This is a genomic window from Lysinibacillus sp. fkY74-1 (genome assembly GCF_053165895.1).
In genome coordinates, this window is record NZ_CP170173.1 from 2,795,410 (window position 1) to 2,819,288 (window position 23,879).

A 23,879-nucleotide genomic window follows, 5' to 3' on the forward strand; every position below is an offset into this window, starting at 1 on the left:
CCTGATAAAAGCATGTAATTATTACTAAAAAAGATGGCAACGTTTAATCTGCTTCATTCAGGGTATAACTAAGTAATCGCCATTATATCTTAACTTTAAGGAGATGAAAATTATGATTAGTTTCATTTGGTATTTAATCATCGGAGGGATTCTTGGATGGTTAGCAGGCGTAATTTTAGGTAAGGATGTTCCTGGTGGTATCATCGGTAATATTATTGCAGGGATTGTCGGTTCTTGGATTGGTAGTATGGTTTTAGGGAACTGGGGTTGGAGAGTTAGTGATTTCTACGTATTCCCTGCTTTAATCGGTGCTATCGTGCTGATATTTATCGTAAGCCTTATTCTAAAAGGTATGCGTAAAGCGACTTAAATATGCGATGAAGAGCCATCCAATGTGATGGCTCTTTATTTTTCTTGATGTAAAAGAACTGCCGCTTTTAACTCATCATGATAAGCGTTGTACAATTGATAGTAATGCAACACATTTTCCACATATTCCTCACTGTGATTATATTGAAAAACTGCCTTTTTAATCTCTCCTTTTGCTGCACCATATTTCGACAAGTAATTCGCTGCACTAAAGACTGCATCCTCTATGTCATATGGATCTGCTATACCATCCCCATTTGCATCAACACCATAGCCCCCATATTTCGCAATGGTTTGCGGGCTCATTAACTCGTTTTTGGAAATGTTCCCCTTCCCTAAACCTGAACAAGTAGGATGCTTCCAACCAACAAATGTGCAAGGCATGAATTGCATATGCCCTTCTGCTCCCGCTGACGATACCATTGTTTTTACCGTAGAAAAACGAGTCTCAATGCGATGATGTGCAGCAAGTAAGGTCCACGGTACACCATACTTTTCCTCCGCTGCTATGTAAACGGGAATAAATTTCTCAGGAATGCTTATATCAAATTGCTCCTGAATTTCTTCTATGGCCTTTTCCTGGGCAAGCTTTTCAAAAATCGGTAAGGTTTGAAGCTCCTTCCAAGCGAAAAAAGTAAGGACATATACGGTTATTGCTATTGGTATTAATAATGCTATCATACCCAATTTTGTGGCGGGTGATAACATCGGTTTGTTATTCTTTTTTTTAGCCATAAGTCACACCTAATCTAGTATTCTACTTCCATATTACCAAATTTTTCGAAAAAAGTAGTGAATTTTTTTATGTCATACAACCTAGCATCATAGGACATCATTTCCACTACGAAAGCAGTTGAAAGACTTGGGAAAAATATAGTAAAATACAAATTGATTAATTTTAAGGATAATAATAGGGAGGAATATTATTTTGTGGAAAGACTTTAAAGAATTTGCGATGAAAGGCAATATTATCGATTTAGCAGTGGCAGTTGTCATTGGTGGTGCTTTCGGTAAAATTGTTACCTCCTTAGTTGAAAATATCATTATGCCATTAGTCGGTGTGTTAACAGGTGGTATTGATTTAACAGCAAGCTTTGTCTACGGCTCAGGTGACGCACAAATCAAATTAGGCGTATTTTTACAATCAATTATTGACTTTTTAATTATTGCATTTGCCATTTTTATGGCTTTACGAATTATGACGAAGCTTACCAATAAAAAGGAAGAAGCTGTCGTGGAAGAACCCACTCCTGAACTGGATGCTAAGGAAGAACTCCTAAAAGAAATCCGCGATTTATTAAAAAAAGAACAAGCCTAATCTATCACTAGATTGAATCTGTCTCATTCTGATGGGGCAGATTCTTTTTAATTTGAAAGAAACATACTCACAAGGCTTCCCCTCTGCTCCATGAATAATTATATACTACCATAAAGCCTCCTTGGTAGAACCGGTATTTATCTATCCCCCACCATTCCCTACTATTCCTACGTGATTAACATAAAATAATCTAGCTAATTTTCTGAAATCACCCTTGTTCTTCTTGAATATCCATGTTAAATTGGTAACAATTATTGAGATTACTATTATTAAATGAAAAGCGAATAGCATGCTTTTCATCATAATGGAGAAAAGAGTGACGTCATGACATTAAACAGAAGCATTGAAACAAAACTTGTACAACTAGGCAATTTAAGTGACCCAACCACGGGAGCAGTTAGTCCACCTATTCATTTATCGACTGCTTATAAACATGCTGGAATCGGGGAATCCACAGGCTTTGACTACACACGCACAAAAAATCCAACTCGTGCTCTTTTAGAAGCAGGCTTTGCTGATTTAGAGGGTGGCGATATGGGCTTTGCCTGTAGCTCTGGGATGGCTGCCATTCAATTAGTATTATCCATTTTTAAACCAGGCGATGAATTAGTGGTGCCAGATGATTTATATGGCGGTACATATAGACTATTTAACTTCTTCCAAGAGACATATAATATCAAGCCTGTTTATTCAAAATTTGAATCGGTTGAACAGGTAGAAGCATTAATAAATGAACATACACGTGCATTATTCATCGAAACACCAACGAATCCGCTTATGCAGGAATTTGATTTACAAGTATATGCTGAGCTTGCACATAAGCATGGTGCATTGCTAATTGTTGATAATACATTCTATACACCATACTTCCAACGCCCTATTGATTTGGGAGCAGACATTGTGCTTCACTCTGCAACAAAATATATTGGCGGACATAATGATGTCTTAGCTGGAATCGTAGTGGCTAAAGGTACCGAATTAGCTGAACGCATTGGTTTTATTCATAATGGTAGCGGCATGGTTCTTGGTGCTATGGACTCTTGGTTACTTATTCGCGGCTTAAAAACAATGCACCTTCGCTTAAAGCAACATGATGCCAATGCCAAAGCTATTGCTGCTTATTTAGAGGAAGAGGCACTAGTTACAGACGTCCTTTACACAGGAAAAGGTGGTATGCTGTCATTCCGCTTACAAAAGCCTGAATGGATTGACCCATTCCTTCGTAACTTAAAGTTAATTACTTTTGCAGAAAGTCTTGGTGGTGTAGAAAGCTTTATTACCTACCCAGCTACTCAAACACATGCAGATATGCCTTATGAAGAACGAGTTGAACGAGGAGTTTGCGATCGTTTACTACGTTTCTCAGTTGGGATCGAGGAAGCAGAAGATTTAATTGCAGACTTACGACAAGTATTTGATATCCTTAGAAAAGAGGCATAATTATGAAGCAACATATTGAAACTAGCCTCATTCACGCGGGTGTCCGTGATGGCTACTCAAATAAAAAAGGAGCAGTCAATGTTCCTATATATCTTTCCTCTACTTTCCACCAAGAGAGTATAGATGAGTTTGGCGAATATGATTATGCTCGTTCAGGTAACCCTACGCGCGATGCTCTAGAAAAAGCGATAGCAGAGCTTGAAGGTGGAGTACGTGCCCATGCCTTTTCCTCAGGGATTGCTGCTGTTTCAGGTGCTTTAATGCTGTTGTCACAGGGCGATCATATCGTGATGACAGAAGATGTTTATGGTGGAACATATCGTTTTGTGACGAAGGTTTTACCGCGTTTTGGGATTTCCCATACTTTTGTAGATTTCTCAGATTTAGCAGCCGTGGAGGCCGCTATAACACCGACTACTAAGCTGCTTTATATAGAAACACCATCTAATCCAACGTTAGGCATTACTGATATTCGTGGTGTAGTAGAACTGGCCAAACAACATCAATGCCTCACATTTTTGGATAATACCTTTATGACTCCATTACATCAACGCCCGTTAGAGCTTGGTGTTGATGTCGTGATTCATAGTGCGACGAAGTTTTTATCAGGGCATTCTGATATTATTGCAGGATTAACAGTAACAGCTGACGAAAAGCTAGGAGAGGACTTATACTTTATCCAAAATTCATTTGGCAATATTTTAGGAGTACAGGATTCATTCACACTCTTGCAGAACATCAAAACGACAGATGTACGCTTTAGCCGTTCTGCACAATCTGCTCAAAAAATTGCTGAGTTTTTAGCAACACATACACTGGTTGAACAAGTCTACTACCCTGGCCTCTCGTCACATCCAGGTTATGACATCCATCAGCGTCAAAGTACAAGCTCTGGAGCTGTTTTATCCTTCCGCTTACCGAACTATGCTTCCGCAAAAGCTTTAGTCGAGGCAATGAAAATTCCAGTTTTCGCTGTCTCACTCGGTGGTGTAGAATCCATTCTTTCGTATCCAGCAAAGATGAGCCATGCCGCTATGGAGGCTGAGGAACGTGCCAAACGCGGAATCACAGATGGACTTCTACGCTTTTCTGTAGGACTCGAGCATGTAGATGATTTAATAGCCGATTTCGCACAAGCTTTAGAGGTCGCTGCAAAAGCATAATGGAATAGACGTTAAAAACCGCGCCCATAATGACGCGGTTTTTCTGCATGCTCAATACTTCACCTTAGCCAACACGCGATATAAATAATCGCCATGCCCCTTAGCTAACTTAGTATCTTGCTCAGCTGATATCCAGTAAAAAGAAAAAAGTAAATCTGCTTCATTCATACCCGTAGGATGATGTTGCCAGGTTTCCCTTGTTTCCTCAGAAGTGGTTAAATGATAAAAATAGCGTTTCTGTAAAACACCTGATGGATGGTTAAAATAATCCTGTGCAATAAGCCCTTGGACAACAAGTGTTGTTAGGCCTGTCTCCTCCAACATCTCCCTCTTTACGTCCTCTAATGGTGTTTCTCCTTCTTCTATCGTACCTTTGGGAACTTGAATACCTGCCCCTATTGTATTTTGTTCAAAGACGAGAACTTGAATTTGTTCCTCATGCTCTCTCGTAATATAGCCAAATGCTTTTTCAACTACTTGCATGAAGTCTTCCCCCTATCTAATTGTGTGTTACATAAATACAAAAATTGGAATAGCAGGTGAAAAGTGTTGACACTTATTATACGTTAGATGCAAGAAAATGACATTACTTTTGTACAAGAAATGACCAGTCAAGGCTGGCATCATACATATGAAGGAATCATACCTCACGAAACATCAGACTGTGTCATACAAATCGCTTCTGTCACCGATTTCAATGGGTCTCATTGGAATATTTTTATCTGGCAACGATTGACGTATATTTTTCAACCATAGGATTCTGCGTTGCCTAGTGCTTTTCCCACACTTTTATTGATGTAAGATTAATTTGTTTGCCCTGAATAACAAGTGCTGTTAATCCTCTTGTACTGCCAGATTCATGTGCTTGTCCTTGTCTCCAAAGAACATCATCTCCTGTTTGAATATCGACACTATTTCCACCCTCACCACAAACCCAGCCTTCACCTCGGATAACAATCAATAATGGTGGTTCAGGGACTTCATGCAAGCCTACCATACCATTTGGCTCGATATAAATAAATCAGTTGCATCTAATTTGATTCCTATCACGCTATGCTAATTCTTCTTGTGCAAATGCTAATAACGTACCATCCTCTTTCTTGTAATAAAAAATAAATGCATCATAGCCATTTCTTTTTACCGTCTCCCAGTCTGTTATTTTACCATTCATTAACTGAACATTTCCTTGTTTATCCACCTCATAGTCATCTGCTTCTTCGTCATAATCAATATTGTAGAAAAATGATAAGACAACTTCAGTGGCGGGCATATTATATTGCTGAAGAGGACGGTTGCTACGATGTTCTTCAGTATAGTCATCGCAAAACAACGCATTATAACCATGTAGAGTCGCATCAAAAAGTAAAATCTCCTCTGCTGACAAAGGGTCCTTGGCAATTATTTTAGCAGTCGAACCTGAAATGAATGGTAAAACCTCTCCTTCTAAGGTTAATAAATCACCATAGTACCAAATTTCAAATTGTGTGTTATTTGAACTAGAGCAAAGCTGTAATTGTGATTCGACCACTTCTGATGGTTGAATCCTTTTGGCAAAATACTGTAAGTAGGTAGGAATAGGATTATTCATGTTTGCTTCTCCCCTTTTTTATTCGATAAAATCCTCATACATCTTATACCGTATTATAATTTAATGAAATTTTACACAAAAAGAAAAGCCCAGAAATTTTTCTGGACTTGATGACACTTACTTTTCTAGCATGATTAAAACTGACGGGCCTTTGCTTCGCTTCGCAAGAGACGGTTATGAAGGGTTATCTCCGTTTCCCCGTTTACTTGCGATTTTGATCGCTTAATCCTTGACCAGTTGCGGTGGATTTTTTGAGATTTGGGGTCTAATTGTTCGAACCTACTCATTTTTCATCCTCCTCATCATTATAGATTTCATAAGTGAAATCTTTTATATTATGACCAGCTAGGATGGAATTATACAACCCCTCTAATAGTCGCTTATGGTTTTCCTATTATTTATTTTCTTTTAGTCAAGTTAAGGCATATTGCACATCTCATTCTGCTTCAATGCGTAAACCATCTTCGTCAATATTAAAATGACCATATGATGTGCCCAACGAGTAGCTTTTTCAGTATTTCCAGCGCCTACTAATGCAAAACAGCCTCGCACTTCATTTCAATAAAAAGCTGAAATCCTCGCCACCCCTTGTTGGAACGTCTAAATGATAGGCTTCGGCATCAAAATGCTCAATCGCTAAACGTTCAACTAAGTCGGCACTAGCTTTACCATTGATGACGACTAGTACCGTATTCATAAATTACCTGTGCTGTACCAACTTGATCAGCATAATGACGAATTTGCCCCTCTAAATGCATACGAACTTCTTGAGAACCATGCTTCATAGGTTCTACTTAAATTCGTATATTCGATGCTACTAATTTCCCTCAAGCACTCCTTCTAGTTTTACCATTGACATCGCTCTTGTTTAACAGAATTTCTGATAAATAATAATGATTCTCATACAAAATCGCTTTTGCGATCAAGCCCCTTTTATAATTTTATCTTTTAAATCGATTGCCCGTGTTCATATAAATCATTAAAAACATCGTAAGTACTACGAAAAGAATAAGACCTACAATAAATAACCACTGTGTTTGAAATATTTCATTCAGCACCCATAAAAGTACACAAAAACAGTAGCCATACATCATCTTCCCCATAAATTTTGCAAGTGCTACTTCGTCATATTTATCTTTTTTATCTGATGACATGGTGTTAAAGCCAGCAATTAAAAATATCCCTTTCCCCTGCGATAATACAAGGGCAAAGCTAAGAAACGGGAGCATAATGATTAAATATACAAAGACACCCACAGTGAATCAGCCTACTTTCCGTGAATAAATTGTTGAATAGTCGGTAGTAAATCCTCATGTAATGGAAGTGTTGGATCTGCATAGGTTGCTAAATTCGCGGCATAGTCTTCTGGTGCCTTTTTCAACACATGGTTCATCCCCTTCATATAAAGAAGCTTTGCATTAGCGTTACCTTTCTTTAATGCCTCTGCATCGACTTCCTTCACTTGTAAATCAGTCGTTCCTTGCACAAGTAGTACACGACTCTTTACTTTCCCAAGCTCTACGGCTGGATTATACTTGAACATTGAAATAAGGAATGGCTGTACAGAAGGACGGAAGACTGCTTGTAATTCTGGCGAAATACTTTCTACTTGCTTTCCTTGCTTAAGAGCTTTCAAAATGTCCTTGGATTCTTTGAATAAATTTGGTGCTAGTTGACTTTTTAATTGCTCCATCAATACTTCATCCATTGGACGCCCAGCACCCGCAATCGAAACAAAGGATTCTACTCCTGTTTGTTGAGCAGCTAATAAACCAATTAATGAACCTTCACTATGCCCAATTACATGAATATTTGTATAGGCTTTATTAGCCTGCAAGGATTGAATGATTTTCACTGCATCCTCCACATATTGGTCAAACGTCACATCTTCTTCTTTTGTCAAGAGTGCTTGATTATCCCCAATACCGCGCTTATCATAGCGTACAGTTGTGATGCCCTCCTGAGCTAAACCTTCAGCAATCATTTTTAAGCTATTATTTTTACCAGCTAAAACTGAATTACCATCCTTATCTGTTGGCCCAGAGCCAGCTATAATAACTGCAACTGGTGATGGAGATGTTGTATTAGCTTTTTGAAGAGCCACCATTAGGTCACCTTGCTGAACTGGAATTTTTAATGTATCGTAGGTGACTGGTTCCTCTTTATATGCTTTTAAGATAAGTGGGAATGTCCCCCCATTTTGTTGAAATGTTGCTTCAATTTGTTCATTTTTGAATGTACCATCAATATCTATAAATGAGCCATTTAATTGAATGGACACAGTTACCTGATCACCTGTATATTTCACACTCTTCAACGGAAAATTGGATATTCCCTGTGCTGGCACGGATAGAGTACCACCATCTTTCTGTAAATCAACAATGATTGGTAGCTGTCCATTCGGTGTTTCAATATTGCCTTCCCATTTTCCAATAAACTGTTCGCTCATGGCACTTCCCCCCTTTGTTTCATTGTTTTCTGCAATCACTCCCTTTTGCCCACAGCCAGCTAAAAGTAAAAGCGTACAGCATAACACAAACAATTTCTTCAATACAATCTCCCTCCCTATGTGAAAATTACCAATATTTTTGGCAATACTGCCATACTGATTCATAAACACTATTTGTTAGCATAATTAACTATCCAACCAATGCCTTATTTTTTAAACTAACGAGGATGTATCTTATGTACTGTCAAAAAAATGCGCCTTGCAATCGTGAAATGGTAGTGCCATAGCATCAAAAATGTCTACTATTTATAAGCATAATACCCCTACTTCCATTGTTTTAAAATAAACAAGGACAAATTTGTCATGGCTCTTTTTTTAAACACCTGGTACTTGCCACCCTAATAGGTATATGGATTAACTAATTGTAACAAAGTAAAATCTGTTCTACTAAGAGTAGTACAGATTTTTTTCGTTGTCAAATGTAGCTATTTTTTGGTGTCCGTTTTGTTATCTTCCCCCATTGAAAAGCAGCAATAAAAAAGGACCCAGAATAATTCTGGATCCATGGACACTTATTGCTTCTAGTTGATTTTTTACCGGAATGGTTTACGCTTCACCTTAATCTACAGTGAAACAGATCTCTGCTTCACCTTTAGCCTTAAGTATTAAGAAGCTTCAACCCTCCACAGCTGTGGCGGACTTTCCTGAGATTCTTGGTCTTTGGGTGTTTGACTATTACTCATTCTGCATCCTCCCCATCAGTTTAGATGAATAAGTGTTTCCAGTCTTATTATGAACCATTGCCCTTCTGTTTATGCATGATTATAATGTTTTCTTTGGCTAAGAAACTATGCCAGCCATGGTGAATTTGTATTTTGGTCTTGTGGCGTGCAGCAACAGTCATTAAGTCCTGATTGATCGTGCAGCGAAATCCAATCATTTTCCGTAAACCAACTCTACATCTGCTAACGCATTGGATTCCGTCACCTTTGCTGCATCTTCCTTTGTCATCTATTGTTTAATCGATTCATCACCCATCATTTTGTTCCTCCCACCACGTTTTTATACAAAAACCCCAATTCCGCGTCTCCAGAATTGGGGATTGTCCTTCACGTATGTAAGGTACTCTTTTTCACGTCACCCACTGGCTCTGTTGAAAAAGGACAAGGTTTTCATAGTGCCTCACAGGACAGCTTTAATGAATATCTATGCAAAGGTCACGAGGACATGCACGCAAAATTAATGTTGGGCAACTAGACAAGCTTGGGCTTTTTCAATTTGAATTTTGACTTGGTCAAAGCCAGTGCCCCCAAGAGAGTGACGACGTCGAACGGCCGCTTCTGGCGCTAACACATCGTAAATATCCGAATCAATTAACTCGCTTTCATGCTTCATCTCATCCAATGGTAAATCTAATAGGTAAATGCCTTTTTGAATACAAGTGAAGACAAGTTTACCTGTTACCTCATGTGCTTCACGGAATGGCATACCTTTTGTAGCAAGGTAATCAGCTAGCTCTGTTGCGTTCGAAAAGTCAGCATGGACAGCCTGCTGTAAGCGATCCGTATTGACGGTCATCGTACGAACCATACCTTCAAAGATTTTCAGAGAGCCAAGAATCGTATGCACTGTATCGAACATGCCTTCTTTATCTTCTTGCATATCTTTGTTGTACGTTAATGGTGTTCCCTTTAAAACCGTTAACAAGCCCATTAGATTTCCATAAACACGCCCTGTTTTGCCTCGAATGAGCTCAGCCATATCGGGATTTTTCTTTTGTGGCATAATGGAAGAACCTGTTGAAAAGGCATCATCCAATTCAATAAATTTAAATTCATCTGTAGACCATAAAATGATTTCCTCAGCAAAGCGCGATAAATGAGCCATTAACAAGGATGCATTACTTAAAAATTCTACAATAAAGTCACGGTCACTTACAGCATCCATCGAGTTGGCATAAACCTCACTAAACCCAAGCAATTCTGCTGATTTTAAACGGTCTATTGGGAATGTTGTCCCTGCCATCGCTCCTGCCCCTAATGGCAAAATATCAATGCGTTTGATGGATTCTGTGAAGCGTTGCTTATCACGCTCTAGCATCCAAAAATAAGCCATTAAATGGTGGGCAAATGAAATGGGCTGTGCACGCTGTAAATGTGTATAGCCTGGTGCAATCGTTTCAATATGCTCCTCGGCTTGGACTAATAAAGTTTGTTGGAATGTAGCAATTAAATCAATCGTTTCCTGGACACGCTTTTTCAAAAATAGATGCATATCCGTCGCAACTTGGTCATTGCGGCTACGCCCTGTATGAAGTTTGCCACCAACAGGACCAATTAAATCAATGAGCATCTTTTCTAAATTTAAATGTATATCTTCATTAGCAATGCTAAATTCAAGCTCACCTGCTATTGCCTTATCTTTCAGTTGGGCAAGACCACTCAGTATGGCCTGTACATCAGCTGATGGTAAAATCCCTGTTGCGCCAAGCATTGTGACATGTGCAACACTACCTTCAAGGTCCTCTAGCACAAGTTGTTGATCAAAGCCAATGGATGCACCAAATTCATCTACCCATGCTTCTGCTGATTTTTGGAAACGTCCACCCCATAGTTTTGTCATGTCAGCTCACCTTTTCCTTTATTACTTTTCAAAAGGTGTAGGTCAAGCACAAATGCTTCACCCCACCCTGCTTATTACGATTACTTTTTATTAACAGCTGAGTTCACTACAGTTGGTAGACCCCATAGTTCGATAAAGCCTACAGCGGAAGCGTGGTTGAATTGATCTTCCTTCGAATATGTGGCTAATTTTTCATTGTATAGTGAATTTGGTGATTTACGTCCTTCTACAATGGCATGCCCTTTGAATAATTTCACACGCACTGTACCATTCACATATTGCTGTGACTGGGTAAGGAATGCCTCAAGTGCATCACGTAATGGAGAGAACCATAAACCATCATAAATTAATTCAGATAGTTTTTTCTCAATGACTGGCTTGAAGTGGGCTAATTCTTTGACAAGTGTTAAATCCTCAAGCTCTTTATGAGCCGTTAACAACACCTTAGCACCAGGAATTTCATAAACCTCACGAGATTTAATACCGACTAAACGATTTTCAACGTGATCGATACGTCCAATGCCATGTGCACCTGCTACTGCGTTTAATTCCTGTATTAAATCAGCAAGCTTCATTTCTTTGCCGTTTAAAGCAACTGGTTTACCAGCCACGAATTCGATTTCCACGTACTCTGCTTCATTTGGTGCATTTTCTACTGAAACCGTTAAGCCATAAGCTTCTTCTGGTGGAGATACCCATGGATCTTCCATAATGCCCGCTTCATTCGCACGACCCCATAAGTTTTGGTCAATTGAAAATGGAGAATCTAATGTCGCAGGAATAGGTACATTATGTTTCATCGCATATTCGATTTCCTCATCACGGCTCCAGCCCCACTCACGTACTGGTGCTAATACCTCTAAATCAGGATTCAATGCTTTAATAGAAACTTCAAAACGTACTTGGTCATTTCCTTTTCCTGTGCAACCATGAGCTACAGCATCCGCACCTACTTGGTTCGCAATCTCAACTAATTTTTTCGAGATTAATGGACGAGAAAGAGCCGACACTAATGGATACTTTTGTTCATACCATGTGTGTGCTTGTAATGAAATTAATGCATAGTTTTCAGCAAATTCATCCTTTGCATCCACCATATAAGATTCAATCGCTCCTACTTGTAGAGCTTTGTTTTTTACAAACTCCAGATCTTTCCCTTCACCAACGTCAAGACATACTGCGATTACGTCCCAACCTTGTTCTTTTAACCATGGAATTGCGACCGAAGTATCAAGTCCACCTGAATATGCTAGTACAACCTTTTTATTTGCCATAACTAAATACGCCTCCATTGCTCTATAGATATGTATGTTTATACATTCAATTAAAAGTTTATACACGAATAGTATCATGTTATAAAAATAAAAACAAGCGTATTTTTATAAATTAATAGACTTTTATTTTTCTTATAAAAAGTCCGTTTATCCATACATCACTCTGAAGAAAATCAATGATATTCACTCGGAAAAACACTTTTCTACTATAGACATAAATGTATACTATATAAATTACAACAAAAAAGAATCCAATGTATAAATTGGATTCTTGTGCGCCGCTATTACTGGATAAAAAAACGAACTATTGCTTGGAACAGCTCGACCACGCGTAATGGAAATCTACGCGTTTACTTGCATTGGATAGATTTATTTGACCAAACCTTCTTTGGATTCATCAGTATAAGTAGAAAGGCTGCTATTGAATACAGGATAGCGTTATACATCATTAAAATAATTAAATTCTCGTTTATTATGCCAATAAAAAAATTGAAGAATTGATGAATGATTATAGGAATTATTAAATTTTGATTAATTGAATAGAAGGCTGTCATAATGATGGTCGTAGAAATGATGGAAAGCATAAAGAATACGATGTATTTCAGTAGCTCCAACCCTGTAAATCCAGTTGTAAACCAAATCGGTAAATGCCAAATCCCCCACCAAAATCCTATGATAATCGCACATTGTAATGACCCATATTTCTTTTGAAGCTCAAGCAAGGCAAAGCCTCTCCACCCTAATTCTTCTCCTATAGGTCCTGACAACAGATTTTTAAAGAAATAATAACTAAGCATTCCCCAGGATGAAATAGTAAAAATTGCGTCAGCTTCAGCATGATTCATAGCTAGAAGTAAGATGATGATAAAGATGGTGCCTTGAATGAGCAAGACAGAAAGAATGACAGAAAATTGGAGTTGATGTTTAAATTTTTGTTTCACGAAATGTAAAAAGTGCTGCCCTGGATAAATTTTTGGAAATAGTATGGCAAAGGCAAAAGTCGATGACCATGCTGATAGACAGCGGACTATATCGAATACCCATGTAGGAAGCCCTAGCATTTTGACAGCGCCTACAAGGCAAAAAAGTGGTAAAAAGATGATATTAGTGAGGATAACGAAGCTTGCTACTGGTCTTTTTAGCTTCTTTTTTCTGTTCATATAATAAATCCCCCGTTTCGTTCTGAATACCTTCAGCTTAAACCTGGGGGTTGCTCACAGGTCAATACATATTTCTGGCCATCACTCTATTTTATTGGGACATACATTTCTAAAAAAATTCGTTCTAACCCTCCCTCGTAAGTCGCTAGTAATAAGTTAATATAAACGAGACCTAAAAGTTTATAGCCATTTTCTTTTGCTACTCTTCTAATAGTCGCTTCCACTTGGTCATCTGTATTTTTGCCCCCGGTTGACCATCTTCCGTCTTCAATTACCGTATATAAACATTTAGGATGATATAAAACTTGCTCTTCTAATGTTTTCTCGTTTTCTTCTAGCTTTCGCACAATCATAAATTTATCTTTCTGCATGCCCTGTTCATTAAAGTGAATGACCCTTCTTAATGATGTCAGGATCACCGCTTTTTTTAAACTGTCTGTATTTTCTTTGAGTGCGTCATACTCTTCATAAGCTGTATAATGGTCTATTACGCCTAACATGGCTAGAGGTTTCATTTCTTTTATCGTAAAGGTACCTACATATTGTTGAATTTTTTGGCAATCTTCTTTAGCATTTTGGAGTTTTTTTAACAGTAGTTTTTTATAGGCTATCTCCTCTAACACTTGTTGTTCTTTCTCCTCCAATACGAGTTGGATTCCCTCTATGCTCATGCCCTTTCTCACTTCTTGTATTCGTTTAATTTCTAAATCCAATTCTCGATAAAAATTGACGGTTGTCAAATTATAAATATCCAATTGATTATACGTTCTATAGCCATTTTCGCTATTTTGGTGAGGCTTGACCAATCCCTTTTCCTCATAATATTTGATCGTATCTCTAGAAATGCCTAAAAATTTTGCCACTTGTCCAATTGTATACATATTACCCCCCTTTTCTTTGCCAGTATGAAAAAACTGTAGACATGCCAAGAACATGTTTACAGCTAGATGTTCATTATTTTTTATGGAAGAATGACTTCCCTAGGAACTCAATTGTTGCAGGTGCCAATGCATACAGTTTACTAGACAGCCCCATGATTTTTGGGAGGTTGACCTCTCGAACTGGGCGTTCAATTGTTTTAATTGTCGCCTGTGCTACTTCATCAGCTGATAATAAAAATCTGCCTAAAGATGCGCGATAGCCACTTTGATCATTGACCTTGTCTAAAAATGGTGTATCGATTGGACCAGGGTGAATGGCTGTTACTTTTACATGATATGGTGCAAGCTCCATGCGTAGTCCATTGGTAAATCCTACAATTGCATGTTTAGTAGCTGCATAAACACTTGCTTTCGGAGTGGCGACCTTGCCAGCCTGTGAACCAATAAAAATCAAATGCCCTTGATTTCGCTTCATCATCGTGGAAGCTAACCGTTTAGCAAGATAAATGGGTACACCAATATTCAATTCAATCATTTGTGCAATATCTTCATCCATTAACTTAGGAGCCTCAGCAAACTTTCCAACACCAGCTGAAAGGATGGCGACATCAATAGGAGGAAGCTGGGCACAAACAGCGTCGAGTGTATGTAAATGGGTTAAATCAGCTTGGATGACTTTGGCTCCCAAACGTTCTAAAACTTTTAATGCTACAGCATTGCGGCCTGTGGCATAAACGGTATGACCTTGGGCTACTAGCAACTCTGTTATTTTTAAGCCTACACCACTTGTGGCCCCTGTTACGAAGATCGTCTTCCTATTCATATATAGTCCTACTTTCTTTTAAATAAATAAATACCTTCTTCTGTCTTCGATGAAGTAATATAATTATTTGCCTCTAAATAATCTAAATGCCCCAACGTTTTAGACAAGGTTAATCCAAGCATATGCTGGAAGATAGCTGGATACAATCGTTTCGTCACTTGCACAACCGTTAATTGATCATCCCCTAGTAATTCACAAACTTTCATGGATTGCTGATGCTGTCTTTCTAGTCGTTTATCAATTAATATCGGAATGTCTTGTAGTTCAGCCCCATGTCCTGTATACATCATTTTGACAGGCAATTGGCGTAAGATTTCGAGGGATTCATTATATTGTAATAATGACTTTGTACGTCCCAATGAAGGATCTAATGGTGGTTCAATTAAAGGGTTTGGGGTGATTTTTTCAAGTAATAAATCTCCGCCAATCACATGATGTGTTTGTTCATCCCAAAAAATAAAATGGCTTTGTGCATGCCCTAATGTTTCAATTGCCTTTAATCCTGGATGCCCAGGTACTTCATCTCCATCGGTCAAAATTTGTGTCAATGGACGTTCTCCTACAAGCTCTAATTCACGACGTACATGCACGCTTTTAGCAATATACTCTTGTGGCACCCCATGTTCAAATAAACATGCACTGTAAAATTGCTCGTGATAACGTAAAAACTCTTCGTCATGACGAAGCCATTTATCATTATAGGCATGGCCTAAAATTTCAGCATATGGAAAAGCATCGACCCATCCCGCATGATCAGGGTGATGATGGGTGAGTACAACTTGTTCAATATCTCGCATATCATAGCCCGCAGCGCGAATCCCCCATTTCAGAGCATCATAGGCTTCTACTGTTTTTGGTCCAACATCAAAAATGCTAAGTGCATCACCTTTCACAATAAATGCATTGACATCTCCTACTTCATAGGGTGTTGGTATTTCTATTTTGTATATAGACAAAGTTGTCTCCCCCTTTTTACTCGCTAGTGAATACTGATTCATTCTATTTTACAAGTTTTTTCTGTTTTCGTCATCTTCCTGTTGACAGGTTGCTTTTCCATCACTATAATTTTGAATAATCTAATTATTAATGTGCGTTGAAGAAGCCGAGTACGTAATTGGTGAAGGTGTTAGAGAGTGTTACATTTGCTGAGAGTAACATCACCCACTCCCATTACCGAACCTATTTCTGAGCAGTTATGCAAACATAACCGTCTCCCTTGCGATAAGAGGGCTAAGAGTTGTGCCAATATTGGCAAACAAAGGTGGTACCGCGGAAACAAGAGCGTTTTCGTCCTTCTAAATAAGGACGAGAGCGCTTTTTTATTTTGAACTGGAGGTTTTATTCATGAAAAAAATTCTATTTATCGGTGCGGGCTCAATGGCAGAGGCATTGATTCAAGGGTGGATAAAGCAAAAGGTATTTTCACCACAGGAAATTTACGTCACCAATCGCTCTGATAAAGAACGTCTGCATTTCTTACAAGAAACATATGGCATCCACTGCATGTTTGATCAGGCCATTTATCGTCAGGCAGATCTAATTATTTTGGCGATGAAGCCAAAAGACGCAATTGCAGCGATGCGTGAGTTAAAACCCAAAATTACAGCACAGTCTGCGATTCTGTCGATTCTAGCGGGTATTGGCATTGGGACGATTACTGAACTTTTAGGGAGCCGTCCAGTCGCACGGGTGATGCCTAACACGTCTGCCACTATTGGTATGTCCGCAAGTGGCATTTCATTCAATAACGAAGTGTCTACTGCACAGCGTATTCTTTTTCTCCAGTTATTAGAGGCTGTTGGCTCTGTTATTGAAGTCGATGAGGATCAATTACATGCAGTCACAGCCCTTTCAGGTAGTGGCCCTGCTTATATTTATTATTTAATGGAGGCGTTCGAGCGTGTAGGGACAGAGGTAGGCCTATCTAAAGATACCGTACGATTATTGATGACACAAACACTTGCAGGTACTGCCGAAATGCTCAAGCAATCCTTAGATGAACCAGATGTTCTACGCAAAAAAGTAACAAGCCCTGGCGGGACAACAGAGGCTGGAATTCAAGCGCTAGAGCAATATCAATTTAATAAGGCGATTGAAGCTTGTATCAAAGAAGCTGTAGCACGATCTCGTTCACTTGCAAATGGATAACATTCGGTGCAAAATAGAGTTTATCACTAGGAATTAGGGGGCTTTATTTTGAGTAAATTATTCGAACCTTATCAATTACAATCCATTTCCTTAAAAAATCGTGTTGTCATGGCACCCATGTGTATGTACTCAGCTGAGGATGATGGTCTGGTCACACCTTTCCATCAAGTCCATTATGCGACAAGGGCAGCTGGGCAAGTAGGATTAATCATTTTAGAAGCTACTGGTGTTGTTCCAGAAGGTCGTATCTCCAATAAAGATTTAGGCATTTGGGATGACGCGCATATTGATGGCTTACGTCAATTAGTAGAGGGTATGAAAGCATATGGGGCTAAAACAGGCATCCAGCTTGGTCATGCTGGACGTAAAGCAACCGTAGAGGGCGAAATTTTTGCCCCATCAGCCATTGCCTTTAGTTCAGACTATCAAACACCTACAGCCATGTCTGAAGAGAACATTCAACATGTGATTGAAGCGTTCAAACTTGCTGCTATTCGTGCGGCAAAGGCAGGCTTTGATGTACTCGAAATTCATGGGGCACATGGCTATTTAATTAGTGAATTTTTATCGCCTGCTACGAACAAACGAGAAGATCAATATGGTGGCTCACAGGAAAATCGCTATCGCATATTACGCCAAATTATTGATGCCATTCGCAGTGTTTGGGATGGGCCATTATTGGTACGTGTTTCTGCAGAAGATTACGCAGAAGATGGCACTACAATGGATGACTTCATCGTCTTTAGCCGCTGGATGAAATCACAAGGAGTAGATTTAGTAGATGTATCAACAGGTGGCGTTGTCCCTGCTACTATCAATGTCTTTCCAGGATACCAAGTTTCTCATGCTGAAGCCATCAAACATGGGGCTGATATCGCTACTGGCGCAGTAGGCCTTATTACAACAGCCATTCAAGCCGAAGAAATTTTACAAAATAACCGTGCAGATTTAATTTTCTTAGCTCGTGTTTTACTCCGTGAGCCGTATTGGCCGCTCCATGCAGCTAAAGAATTAAGTGAAGAACTACAACCACCCGTACAATATGTCCGTGGTTGGTAAACTTATTTCCATAACAAAACAGCTTGTGCGTTCACAAGCTGTTTTTAATTATTTAATTAGAAAAGTGGATTTTGCTTTATTTCTTCATCAATAGCCTCTATTAATGCCGCCGCATCATCCGCAGTGATGATTTCTCCATTAACTATAGCAAAAATACCTTGCTCACAGATTTCACAATGCGATGTACACCCCGACTCCTCGATGTCAAAATCATCACGTTCTAACAAAACATCATATGCATCTGCGGCACCAAGCGATAAATTCGTCATGCAAAACTCGACTCTATTTTTTAATTTTAATGGCTGTGAATCTTTCTTCTTTTTAAAAAGAGAAAATACCATGTTTATTCCCCCTTACAAATATTTCACTCTGATCTTTCTCATTTTTGAACATCATGTGAATTATAAATAATTCCTAGTGCGTAGTAACTCTAATAGGCGATTTGAGACATTTGTCGACTCTTTATAGAACAAGTATACGGGTACATTTGGCAATGAAAAATCTTCAAATGGCACAATATTAAAACGTCTCTCCAACTGTTGAAATACGTAGCTGTAAAAGATGAAGTTTTTGTGTCCTGTTCGGAAATTACAAGTTTGAGCCGCTATAATAAAGGACTGTCACCATTTATACTCCATGCTTCATGATTACTATTTTTTCATTAAAACATATATTTAATTTACTAAATTATACAATACTATTAGACTGAAAAATAAATAGATGTGCAAAAGGAGAGATATACATGTCATATGCTACATTAAGTCGTCAATTTCGACTTTTTGCCGAACAGGAATGCGTGAACTCTAGCCCTCTGTATGAACATTTAGCTAATAAAATGGCTGCGGATGAGGAGCTATTGGAGATTGCCTCCCTGATTCCACCAAATCAACCAGCACCCAATCTATTGTTGGCAGCTGTTCAATATTTATTGATTTCCTTGAAAGATCCTTTAGCTAAGTATTACGCGTCTTTTACGGCAACTCCACATCCCATTCAAGGGGTTTACCCTGTCTTCAAAGCATTTGTGATGGATCATGCAAAACAATTAAAGTCATTATTTCAAGAAAAACTTGTCCAAACCAATGAAATTCGACGTTGTGCCTACCTCTATCCTATGATGACTGACATTTATCACAAGCACCAGCGACCATTGGCCTTCATAGAAATAGGAGCAAGTGCTGGACTTCAGCTTGGTATGGATCACTACAATTATTGCTACAATCATCAATTATCCATTAACAATACGAACAATGGAAGTATAATATCTTCAGAAAACCGAGGGGAAACACTTCCTAAGTCTGTGTCAAAGCCACCCGTTGTTTACCAAAGGATTGGCATCGATTTAAATCCCATTGATCTCCGACAAAAGAAAGAAAGTCAATGGCTGCAAGCTTTAATCTGGCCTGAACACCACGAACGTCGATTGTTGTTAAATGAAGCTCTCCCTATCTTCAGTCAATTAGAAATTCAGTTAATAAAGGGTGATGCAATCCAACTAATAATGGAGATCAGTCAAACCATTGAGGAAGAAGCCATGTTAGTCGTTTATCATACACATGTTGCCAACCAAATGTCACTCGAATCACGACATTCATTAATGGAGCAATTAAAAGAGATTAGCATGAAACGCCCACTCTACCATTGCTATAACAATTTATTTGACGTACAGCTACACCAGGATTTTCTGAATCAGGGCACCATACAATCTATTCGGACAATGGAACGTCCTGACGGCCATGGACGATGGTTTCAATGGTCAAATAGTTAAGGTGGCTACTGAAACCAAGAGATGCGTGTTTTTTTCTATGCAGTTGTGGTTATGGAGCGCCTTCAATTTAAACCTTATAAATCGATTCATCAGTAGAAAGGACGTTAAAATGCGAGGAATTAGCTTTGAAATAAAAAATGAATATGGCCGATATATATTGGATATTTTAACAAATCTAATTAGTGCGACTTGGCATTGGTCTATAGGACCTGGAGAATCTTACAAGATAGAGAATGGAACACTTGGTGCAAACCTTTTCCCCGATGATACCATTTTAAATGGCCTATCATTTTTAAACTGTATATCAGTTGATGAATACTATGTAATATTTGCTGACTTGAAAGCCTTTCCTCAACGTGAAGATGTTGTGGAAATTAAAAGCTATGAAGATTTTTTAAAAAGCTCATGTGAAATGGTACTATTAATCATTGATTCAAGCTATGTATCCCTTTTTGTCAAAGAAGAATCTATTATTGATAAGTTGTTCGAACGTGCAACAGCTTCCTATTACACAAACATTCAATTGATCACTGATGAAAATGATACACGTTCTTGTTTAACGGTATGGGGATAAAGATCATCATCTACAAAACGCTGTGGCAGCCTAGTGACACAGCGTTTCTACTACTCTTTAAAAATCGTATTCAGCATCTTTTTTCGCACGAATTTCTGCAAATGCGTCTGTTACCATTACAGTATCCTCTGCTAATCGTTCAAGACGGAAACGGACATCATCATTGACAATTTCTTTGCGTAAAAAGTCTTTTTCTTCTATAAATACATAGGTTGGCACAATATGGGCCTTCATGTAGGCAAGAATCGGCTTTAATTGCTGCTCCACCATTAAATAGTGCTTTGACGTCCCTGCGGTAACAATGACGCTGACTACTTTATCGCGAAAAGCATTGACTGGTAATAGGTCAAAGATATTTTTCAATGTTGCTGGAATAGAAGCCTGGAATGTTGGCGTCCCAATGACAATAGCATCCGCAGCCATGATCGTTTCTGTGACATATTTCGTATCGCCCTCATAGTCAAAGTAATTACGTCCATCACTAAATACTAGTTGATAGTTAGCAAGATCGAGAAGCGTCACTTCATGCTCCGGGTATTTTTTTTGGACGATCTCGGCAAATTTATGCATCGCTGTTCTTGTTTTTGAGCCAATAATGGAACCGGCAAGTGCGACAATCTTCATATGATGGTACACTCCTTATTTTGCTGTATATTTTTTCATTGCTGGGATAATATCGTTGCCGATGATTTCAATGTTTTTCATGATTTTATCGAATGGGACCCCGCCAAAATCAATTTGTGCCATAAAACGCTGCATCCCATATAATTCATATTGATAGAGTAATTTCTCAATAATTTGTTCTTTACTACCGACCATTAAGGCATCTCGTGTATCTGTAGCTTGAGCAAATTGTTGTTTAGGATAGCCTCCCCCACGAATCGCTTGGAAACCACCGTTTAAATGTGGATACATCCCTTGTAATGCCTCTTTTGTTGTATCTGCTACATAAAACAGGCTTGTTGTGGCAACTGGCAATTCATTTGGAACAAAACCTTGTCGCTCTGCCGCTTCTCGATAAGCATCAACAGATGGCTTAAAGTTTACAGCGGGCCCACCTAGAGTCGTTAACATCATGGGAATTCCCATATACCCTGCTTTTATCGCACTCGCTGGCGGCCCACCAACTGCACGCCAAATCGGTAAAGAGCCGTTTTTTGGCTGCGGTAATATTTGAGCATTATGAAGTGGGGCACGGAATTGGCCTTCCCATGTCACAAGCTCTTCATCATTGATTTTCATAAGTAGCTCTAATTTTTCTTCAAAAAGTTCTTCATAATCCTGTAAATCTACACCAAGCAAATGGTATGCTCCTACTCGTGATCCGCGTCCCGCCACAATTTCGGCACGACCATTTGATAATAAATCAATGGTTGCAAAATCCTCATAAACACGCACAGGATCTGAAACACTTAACACAGTGGCAGAGCTGGATAGTTTAATTTTAGAAGTTGCTTGCGCGATAGCCCCCAACACAACAGTATGTGCCTGTGTTGTAAAATAAGATTGATGACTTTCACCAACTCCAAATACATCAATGCCTGCTTGCTCCGCTAATTGGCTAGCTTCAACCAGCTCTTTTAGTCGTTGCTGCGCAGAAATTCGTTCTCCTGTTAATGGGTTGGGAATATGGTCTCCTAAAGAATACAGCCCAAATTCAAGTCCTTGTGATTGATCAATACGATATTTTTCCATTATGAATTACCTCTCCTTATTCAAGCGGCTCTAAAATCGCTTCAATTTCTGCTCGTTTTTCTTCTAAAAATGGTGGAAGATCTAGCTCTTTTCCTAGTTCATCTACCGAGGAATCTACCGTAAACCCTGGGCCATCTGTCGCCATTTCAAATAGAATTCCGTTACGATCTCTAAAATAAAGACTTTGGAAATAATAACGATCGACAACACCTGTGCTAGTTAAACCTAGCTCTTTAATTTTTGTATCCCATTCTAGTAGCTCATCGACCGTTGCTACACGTATAGCAAGATGGTGGATACTTCCTTTACCTGGTTTTTCACTTGGTCCTTCTAATTCTTTGACAAGAATCTCTCCAAGCACTTCCCCCTCTATCGATTGCAGAACTGCCTCTTGGTCATTTTCTGCAACAACGGTATAGTGAAATAAATCTTGTAGTAAATTCACTGTCCGTTGTAGATAACGCACCGTCATTTCAACTGTACCCATCCCTAAAATGCGATGCTCTTCAGGGATTTCATTGCCACCCCATGGTTGCCATTGCGCTGGTGTTTCTTGACCATGATGGTTTAATAACACCATTCTCAACCCTTCATGATCCTCAAAAAATAAGGCGTCTTTCCCCGCATATGTGGAGATGTCACTATGTTCTACCTTTAGCTCTTGGAAACGAAATTTCCAATAAAGTAAACTCTCATAGCTTGGTACAAGTAAACCAATACGTGTTATCGCATTGGTTCCTCGCACAGTACGTCCCGCAACAGGCATCTCAAAAAATGTTAATTCTGTACCCACCGACCCTGTTAAGTCCCCATAAAATAAGTGATACATGGATGGGGAGTCTTGATTCACGGTTTTCTTTACACGTCGTAACCCTAAAATTTTAGTATAAAAATGATTATTTTGTTTGCCATTTTTCGTTAGCATCGAAATATGATGATGTCCACTTAATTTGTTCATTGTATGCTCCTCCTCGAAATCACTTGATTAAGCAAGTGATAGGGTAAAAAAAATTACGCTAGTGGTAATTTTTTTTCCTGACTATGCTTTTCCAGCTTTGTCATCAATTTATATAAAGTTTTCATTTCTTCATCTGTTAATACATCTTCAAAAAATGAGGATTGGAAGTGAAGCTGACTAGGTGTTGCTGCATCAATCATTTGCTCCCCTTTTGCCGTCAACGAAATCGTTTTCGTCTTCCAATTTTGCTTACGCTCAATCAGTCCCTCTTTTTCAAGCCTTGCCAGCATGCGAGACATTCCACCTTGTGTGACCGTTACTTTTTCTGCTAGTTGACATTGTGTAATAGGTGCATAGGTTTTTATTTGGATTAGCACATCAAATTGTGCGGTGGTTAGATCAAAACGTTTTAAAAATTCATTGGATAATTGATTACTTTGGGCTGTAAAGCGCATCATGCGAATCCAGGTTAAAGTACCTAATGTATGATTTTTCACGACTTTATCCTCCCTTCTGTTATCACTTTACCACTCAAGTGATAAAGAAGCAAGAGAAATATCTCGAATTTGAGATATTAAATACATAGGGAA

27 protein-coding genes and 1 other annotated feature are annotated in these 23,879 nt (G+C 38.8%); of the genes, 8 read left to right on the forward strand and 19 right to left on the reverse strand.

Going from position 1 to position 23,879, the window contains the following annotated elements; translation table 11 throughout:
- Positions 1-112: 112 nt before the first annotated feature.
- Positions 113-370, forward strand: a complete 258-nt coding sequence (locus ACE1MS_RS13670; protein WP_004231402.1) for a GlsB/YeaQ/YmgE family stress response membrane protein — start codon at positions 113-115, stop codon at positions 368-370.
- 35 nt (positions 371-405) lie between these two features.
- On the opposite strand, the gene ACE1MS_RS13675 is transcribed toward ACE1MS_RS13670, so the two are convergent.
- Positions 406-1,104, reverse strand: coding sequence for a lytic transglycosylase domain-containing protein (locus ACE1MS_RS13675; RefSeq protein WP_031416249.1), 699 nt, complete (start codon positions 1,102-1,104; stop codon positions 406-408).
- A gap of 193 nt (positions 1,105-1,297) precedes the next feature.
- Here ACE1MS_RS13675 and mscL point away from each other — a divergent pair, with 193 nt between their 5' ends.
- From mscL to ACE1MS_RS13690, 3 genes are all read left to right on the forward strand, one after another.
- Positions 1,298-1,687 carry a large conductance mechanosensitive channel protein MscL gene (gene mscL / locus ACE1MS_RS13680; protein ID WP_008180473.1) on the forward strand — a complete coding sequence of 130 codons (390 nt, stop codon included), beginning with the start codon at positions 1,298-1,300 and terminating at the stop codon, positions 1,685-1,687.
- Positions 1,688-2,011: 324 nt separating this feature from the next.
- The gene (locus tag ACE1MS_RS13685; RefSeq protein ID WP_012294952.1) at positions 2,012-3,127 is read left to right on the forward strand and encodes a methionine biosynthesis PLP-dependent protein; all 1,116 of its coding nucleotides are present in this window, start codon (positions 2,012-2,014) and stop codon (positions 3,125-3,127) included.
- A 2-nt stretch (positions 3,128-3,129) separates the two neighbouring features.
- Complete coding sequence (locus tag ACE1MS_RS13690; protein ID WP_012294953.1) at positions 3,130-4,290, forward strand: aminotransferase class I/II-fold pyridoxal phosphate-dependent enzyme; 1,161 nt, start codon at positions 3,130-3,132, stop codon at positions 4,288-4,290.
- A 51-nt stretch (positions 4,291-4,341) separates the two neighbouring features.
- On the opposite strand, the gene ACE1MS_RS13695 is transcribed toward ACE1MS_RS13690, so the two are convergent.
- The 13 genes from ACE1MS_RS13695 to ACE1MS_RS13755 form a co-directional block, all read right to left on the reverse strand.
- Entirely contained in the window at positions 4,342-4,773 is a 432-nt protein-coding gene (locus ACE1MS_RS13695; RefSeq protein WP_447402416.1) for an NUDIX hydrolase, read from the reverse strand.
- A 286-nt stretch (positions 4,774-5,059) separates the two neighbouring features.
- Complete coding sequence (locus ACE1MS_RS13700; protein ID WP_012294955.1) at positions 5,060-5,287, reverse strand: hypothetical protein; 228 nt, start codon at positions 5,285-5,287, stop codon at positions 5,060-5,062.
- Positions 5,288-5,341: 54 nt separating this feature from the next.
- Positions 5,342-5,878, reverse strand: a complete 537-nt coding sequence (locus ACE1MS_RS13705; protein WP_031416254.1) for a hypothetical protein — start codon at positions 5,876-5,878, stop codon at positions 5,342-5,344.
- 134 nt (positions 5,879-6,012) lie between these two features.
- A complete protein-coding gene (locus ACE1MS_RS13710) occupies positions 6,013-6,165 on the reverse strand; it encodes a YpzG family protein (RefSeq protein ID WP_004231380.1) in 153 nt (50 codons plus the stop codon).
- A gap of 266 nt (positions 6,166-6,431) precedes the next feature.
- The gene (locus tag ACE1MS_RS13715) at positions 6,432-6,575 is read right to left on the reverse strand and encodes a hypothetical protein (protein ID WP_012294959.1); all 144 of its coding nucleotides are present in this window, start codon (positions 6,573-6,575) and stop codon (positions 6,432-6,434) included.
- 244 nt (positions 6,576-6,819) lie between these two features.
- Positions 6,820-7,134 carry a DUF3784 domain-containing protein gene (locus tag ACE1MS_RS13720; protein WP_012294961.1) on the reverse strand — a complete coding sequence of 105 codons (315 nt, stop codon included), beginning with the start codon at positions 7,132-7,134 and terminating at the stop codon, positions 6,820-6,822.
- An 11-nt stretch (positions 7,135-7,145) separates the two neighbouring features.
- Positions 7,146-8,429, reverse strand: coding sequence for an alpha/beta hydrolase (locus tag ACE1MS_RS13725; RefSeq protein WP_180276564.1), 1,284 nt, complete (start codon positions 8,427-8,429; stop codon positions 7,146-7,148).
- A gap of 1,137 nt (positions 8,430-9,566) precedes the next feature.
- Positions 9,567-10,949, reverse strand: coding sequence for an argininosuccinate lyase (gene argH / locus ACE1MS_RS13730; protein ID WP_031416256.1), 1,383 nt, complete (start codon positions 10,947-10,949; stop codon positions 9,567-9,569).
- 80 nt (positions 10,950-11,029) lie between these two features.
- Positions 11,030-12,223 (reverse strand): argininosuccinate synthase, encoded by a 1,194-nt coding sequence (locus ACE1MS_RS13735; RefSeq protein WP_036162036.1) that lies wholly within the window; start codon positions 12,221-12,223, stop codon positions 11,030-11,032.
- Positions 12,224-12,573: 350 nt separating this feature from the next.
- The gene (locus ACE1MS_RS13740) at positions 12,574-13,383 is read right to left on the reverse strand and encodes a CPBP family intramembrane glutamic endopeptidase (RefSeq protein WP_099805313.1); all 810 of its coding nucleotides are present in this window, start codon (positions 13,381-13,383) and stop codon (positions 12,574-12,576) included.
- An 86-nt stretch (positions 13,384-13,469) separates the two neighbouring features.
- Complete coding sequence (locus tag ACE1MS_RS13745) at positions 13,470-14,264, reverse strand: MerR family transcriptional regulator (RefSeq protein ID WP_031416259.1); 795 nt, start codon at positions 14,262-14,264, stop codon at positions 13,470-13,472.
- A 73-nt stretch (positions 14,265-14,337) separates the two neighbouring features.
- Positions 14,338-15,087 carry an SDR family NAD(P)-dependent oxidoreductase gene (locus ACE1MS_RS13750; RefSeq protein WP_012294969.1) on the reverse strand — a complete coding sequence of 250 codons (750 nt, stop codon included), beginning with the start codon at positions 15,085-15,087 and terminating at the stop codon, positions 14,338-14,340.
- A gap of 8 nt (positions 15,088-15,095) precedes the next feature.
- A complete protein-coding gene (locus ACE1MS_RS13755; RefSeq protein WP_051800271.1) occupies positions 15,096-16,085 on the reverse strand; it encodes an MBL fold metallo-hydrolase in 990 nt (329 codons plus the stop codon).
- Positions 16,086-16,171: 86 nt separating this feature from the next.
- Positions 16,172-16,385 (forward strand) — a binding site (T-box leader).
- Positions 16,386-16,431: 46 nt separating this feature from the next.
- Here ACE1MS_RS13755 and proC point away from each other — a divergent pair.
- Both proC and namA read left to right on the forward strand, forming a co-directional pair.
- Positions 16,432-17,235: a pyrroline-5-carboxylate reductase gene (gene proC, locus ACE1MS_RS13760; RefSeq protein ID WP_197225259.1), complete on the forward strand. Its 804-nt coding sequence runs from the start codon at positions 16,432-16,434 to the stop codon at positions 17,233-17,235.
- 48 nt (positions 17,236-17,283) lie between these two features.
- Complete coding sequence (gene namA, locus ACE1MS_RS13765; protein ID WP_012294973.1) at positions 17,284-18,294, forward strand: NADPH dehydrogenase NamA; 1,011 nt, start codon at positions 17,284-17,286, stop codon at positions 18,292-18,294.
- Positions 18,295-18,350: 56 nt separating this feature from the next.
- Here the strand turns inward: namA and ACE1MS_RS13770 are convergent, their stop codons facing one another.
- Positions 18,351-18,635, reverse strand: a complete 285-nt coding sequence (locus tag ACE1MS_RS13770) for a DUF1450 domain-containing protein (protein ID WP_197225260.1) — start codon at positions 18,633-18,635, stop codon at positions 18,351-18,353.
- Positions 18,636-19,036: 401 nt separating this feature from the next.
- On the opposite strand from ACE1MS_RS13770, the gene ACE1MS_RS13775 reads away from it, so the two are divergent.
- Complete coding sequence (locus ACE1MS_RS13775) at positions 19,037-20,062, forward strand: DUF2332 domain-containing protein (protein ID WP_447402417.1); 1,026 nt, start codon at positions 19,037-19,039, stop codon at positions 20,060-20,062.
- 109 nt (positions 20,063-20,171) lie between these two features.
- A complete protein-coding gene (locus tag ACE1MS_RS13780; protein WP_012294976.1) occupies positions 20,172-20,636 on the forward strand; it encodes a DUF2691 family protein in 465 nt (154 codons plus the stop codon).
- A gap of 57 nt (positions 20,637-20,693) precedes the next feature.
- Here the strand turns inward: ACE1MS_RS13780 and ACE1MS_RS13785 are convergent, their stop codons facing one another.
- From ACE1MS_RS13785 to ACE1MS_RS13800, 4 genes are read right to left on the reverse strand one after another with little or no spacing between them, the layout of a single operon-like run.
- A complete protein-coding gene (locus ACE1MS_RS13785; RefSeq protein WP_031417509.1) occupies positions 20,694-21,260 on the reverse strand; it encodes an NADPH-dependent FMN reductase in 567 nt (188 codons plus the stop codon).
- 15 nt (positions 21,261-21,275) lie between these two features.
- Entirely contained in the window at positions 21,276-22,331 is a 1,056-nt protein-coding gene (locus tag ACE1MS_RS13790; RefSeq protein WP_012294978.1) for an LLM class flavin-dependent oxidoreductase, read from the reverse strand.
- A 16-nt stretch (positions 22,332-22,347) separates the two neighbouring features.
- Positions 22,348-23,289, reverse strand: a complete 942-nt coding sequence (locus ACE1MS_RS13795; RefSeq protein ID WP_447402418.1) for a ring-cleaving dioxygenase — start codon at positions 23,287-23,289, stop codon at positions 22,348-22,350.
- 53 nt (positions 23,290-23,342) lie between these two features.
- Positions 23,343-23,747 (reverse strand): MarR family winged helix-turn-helix transcriptional regulator, encoded by a 405-nt coding sequence (locus ACE1MS_RS13800; RefSeq protein WP_206700972.1) that lies wholly within the window; start codon positions 23,745-23,747, stop codon positions 23,343-23,345.
- Positions 23,748-23,879 lie beyond the last annotated feature (132 nt).

Excerpts from the sequence above, each read along its gene's own strand:
- ACE1MS_RS13755 (WP_051800271.1), bottom strand. The coding sequence starts at position 16,085 with ATGAATCAGTATTCACTAGCGAGTAAAAAGGGGGAGACAACTTTGTCT.
- ACE1MS_RS13695 (WP_447402416.1), bottom strand. The coding sequence starts at position 4,773 with ATGCAAGTAGTTGAAAAAGCATTTGGCTATATTACGAGAGAGCATGAG.
- ACE1MS_RS13740 (WP_099805313.1), bottom strand. The coding sequence starts at position 13,383 with ATGAACAGAAAAAAGAAGCTAAAAAGACCAGTAGCAAGCTTCGTTATC.
- proC (WP_197225259.1), top strand. The coding sequence starts at position 16,432 with ATGAAAAAAATTCTATTTATCGGTGCGGGCTCAATGGCAGAGGCATTG.
- ACE1MS_RS13715 (WP_012294959.1), bottom strand. The coding sequence starts at position 6,575 with ATGAATACGGTACTAGTCGTCATCAATGGTAAAGCTAGTGCCGACTTA.
- ACE1MS_RS13675 (WP_031416249.1), bottom strand. The coding sequence starts at position 1,104 with ATGGCTAAAAAAAAGAATAACAAACCGATGTTATCACCCGCCACAAAA.
- ACE1MS_RS13795 (WP_447402418.1), bottom strand. The coding sequence starts at position 23,289 with ATGAACAAATTAAGTGGACATCATCATATTTCGATGCTAACGAAAAAT.
- argH (WP_031416256.1), bottom strand. The coding sequence starts at position 10,949 with ATGACAAAACTATGGGGTGGACGTTTCCAAAAATCAGCAGAAGCATGG.
- ACE1MS_RS13705 (WP_031416254.1), bottom strand. The coding sequence starts at position 5,878 with ATGAATAATCCTATTCCTACCTACTTACAGTATTTTGCCAAAAGGATT.
- ACE1MS_RS13775 (WP_447402417.1), top strand. The coding sequence starts at position 19,037 with ATGTCATATGCTACATTAAGTCGTCAATTTCGACTTTTTGCCGAACAG.
- ACE1MS_RS13770 (WP_197225260.1), bottom strand. The coding sequence starts at position 18,635 with ATGGTATTTTCTCTTTTTAAAAAGAAGAAAGATTCACAGCCATTAAAA.
- ACE1MS_RS13690 (WP_012294953.1), top strand. The coding sequence starts at position 3,130 with ATGAAGCAACATATTGAAACTAGCCTCATTCACGCGGGTGTCCGTGAT.
- ACE1MS_RS13785 (WP_031417509.1), bottom strand. The coding sequence starts at position 21,260 with ATGAAGATTGTCGCACTTGCCGGTTCCATTATTGGCTCAAAAACAAGA.
- ACE1MS_RS13700 (WP_012294955.1), bottom strand. The coding sequence starts at position 5,287 with ATGGTAGGCTTGCATGAAGTCCCTGAACCACCATTATTGATTGTTATC.
- ACE1MS_RS13670 (WP_004231402.1), top strand. The coding sequence starts at position 113 with ATGATTAGTTTCATTTGGTATTTAATCATCGGAGGGATTCTTGGATGG.
- ACE1MS_RS13710 (WP_004231380.1), bottom strand. The coding sequence starts at position 6,165 with ATGAGTAGGTTCGAACAATTAGACCCCAAATCTCAAAAAATCCACCGC.
- ACE1MS_RS13735 (WP_036162036.1), bottom strand. The coding sequence starts at position 12,223 with ATGGCAAATAAAAAGGTTGTACTAGCATATTCAGGTGGACTTGATACT.
- ACE1MS_RS13750 (WP_012294969.1), bottom strand. The coding sequence starts at position 15,087 with ATGAATAGGAAGACGATCTTCGTAACAGGGGCCACAAGTGGTGTAGGC.
- ACE1MS_RS13790 (WP_012294978.1), bottom strand. The coding sequence starts at position 22,331 with ATGGAAAAATATCGTATTGATCAATCACAAGGACTTGAATTTGGGCTG.
- ACE1MS_RS13685 (WP_012294952.1), top strand. The coding sequence starts at position 2,012 with ATGACATTAAACAGAAGCATTGAAACAAAACTTGTACAACTAGGCAAT.
- ACE1MS_RS13745 (WP_031416259.1), bottom strand. The coding sequence starts at position 14,264 with ATGTATACAATTGGACAAGTGGCAAAATTTTTAGGCATTTCTAGAGAT.
- ACE1MS_RS13800 (WP_206700972.1), bottom strand. The coding sequence starts at position 23,747 with ATGATGCGCTTTACAGCCCAAAGTAATCAATTATCCAATGAATTTTTA.
- ACE1MS_RS13780 (WP_012294976.1), top strand. The coding sequence starts at position 20,172 with ATGCGAGGAATTAGCTTTGAAATAAAAAATGAATATGGCCGATATATA.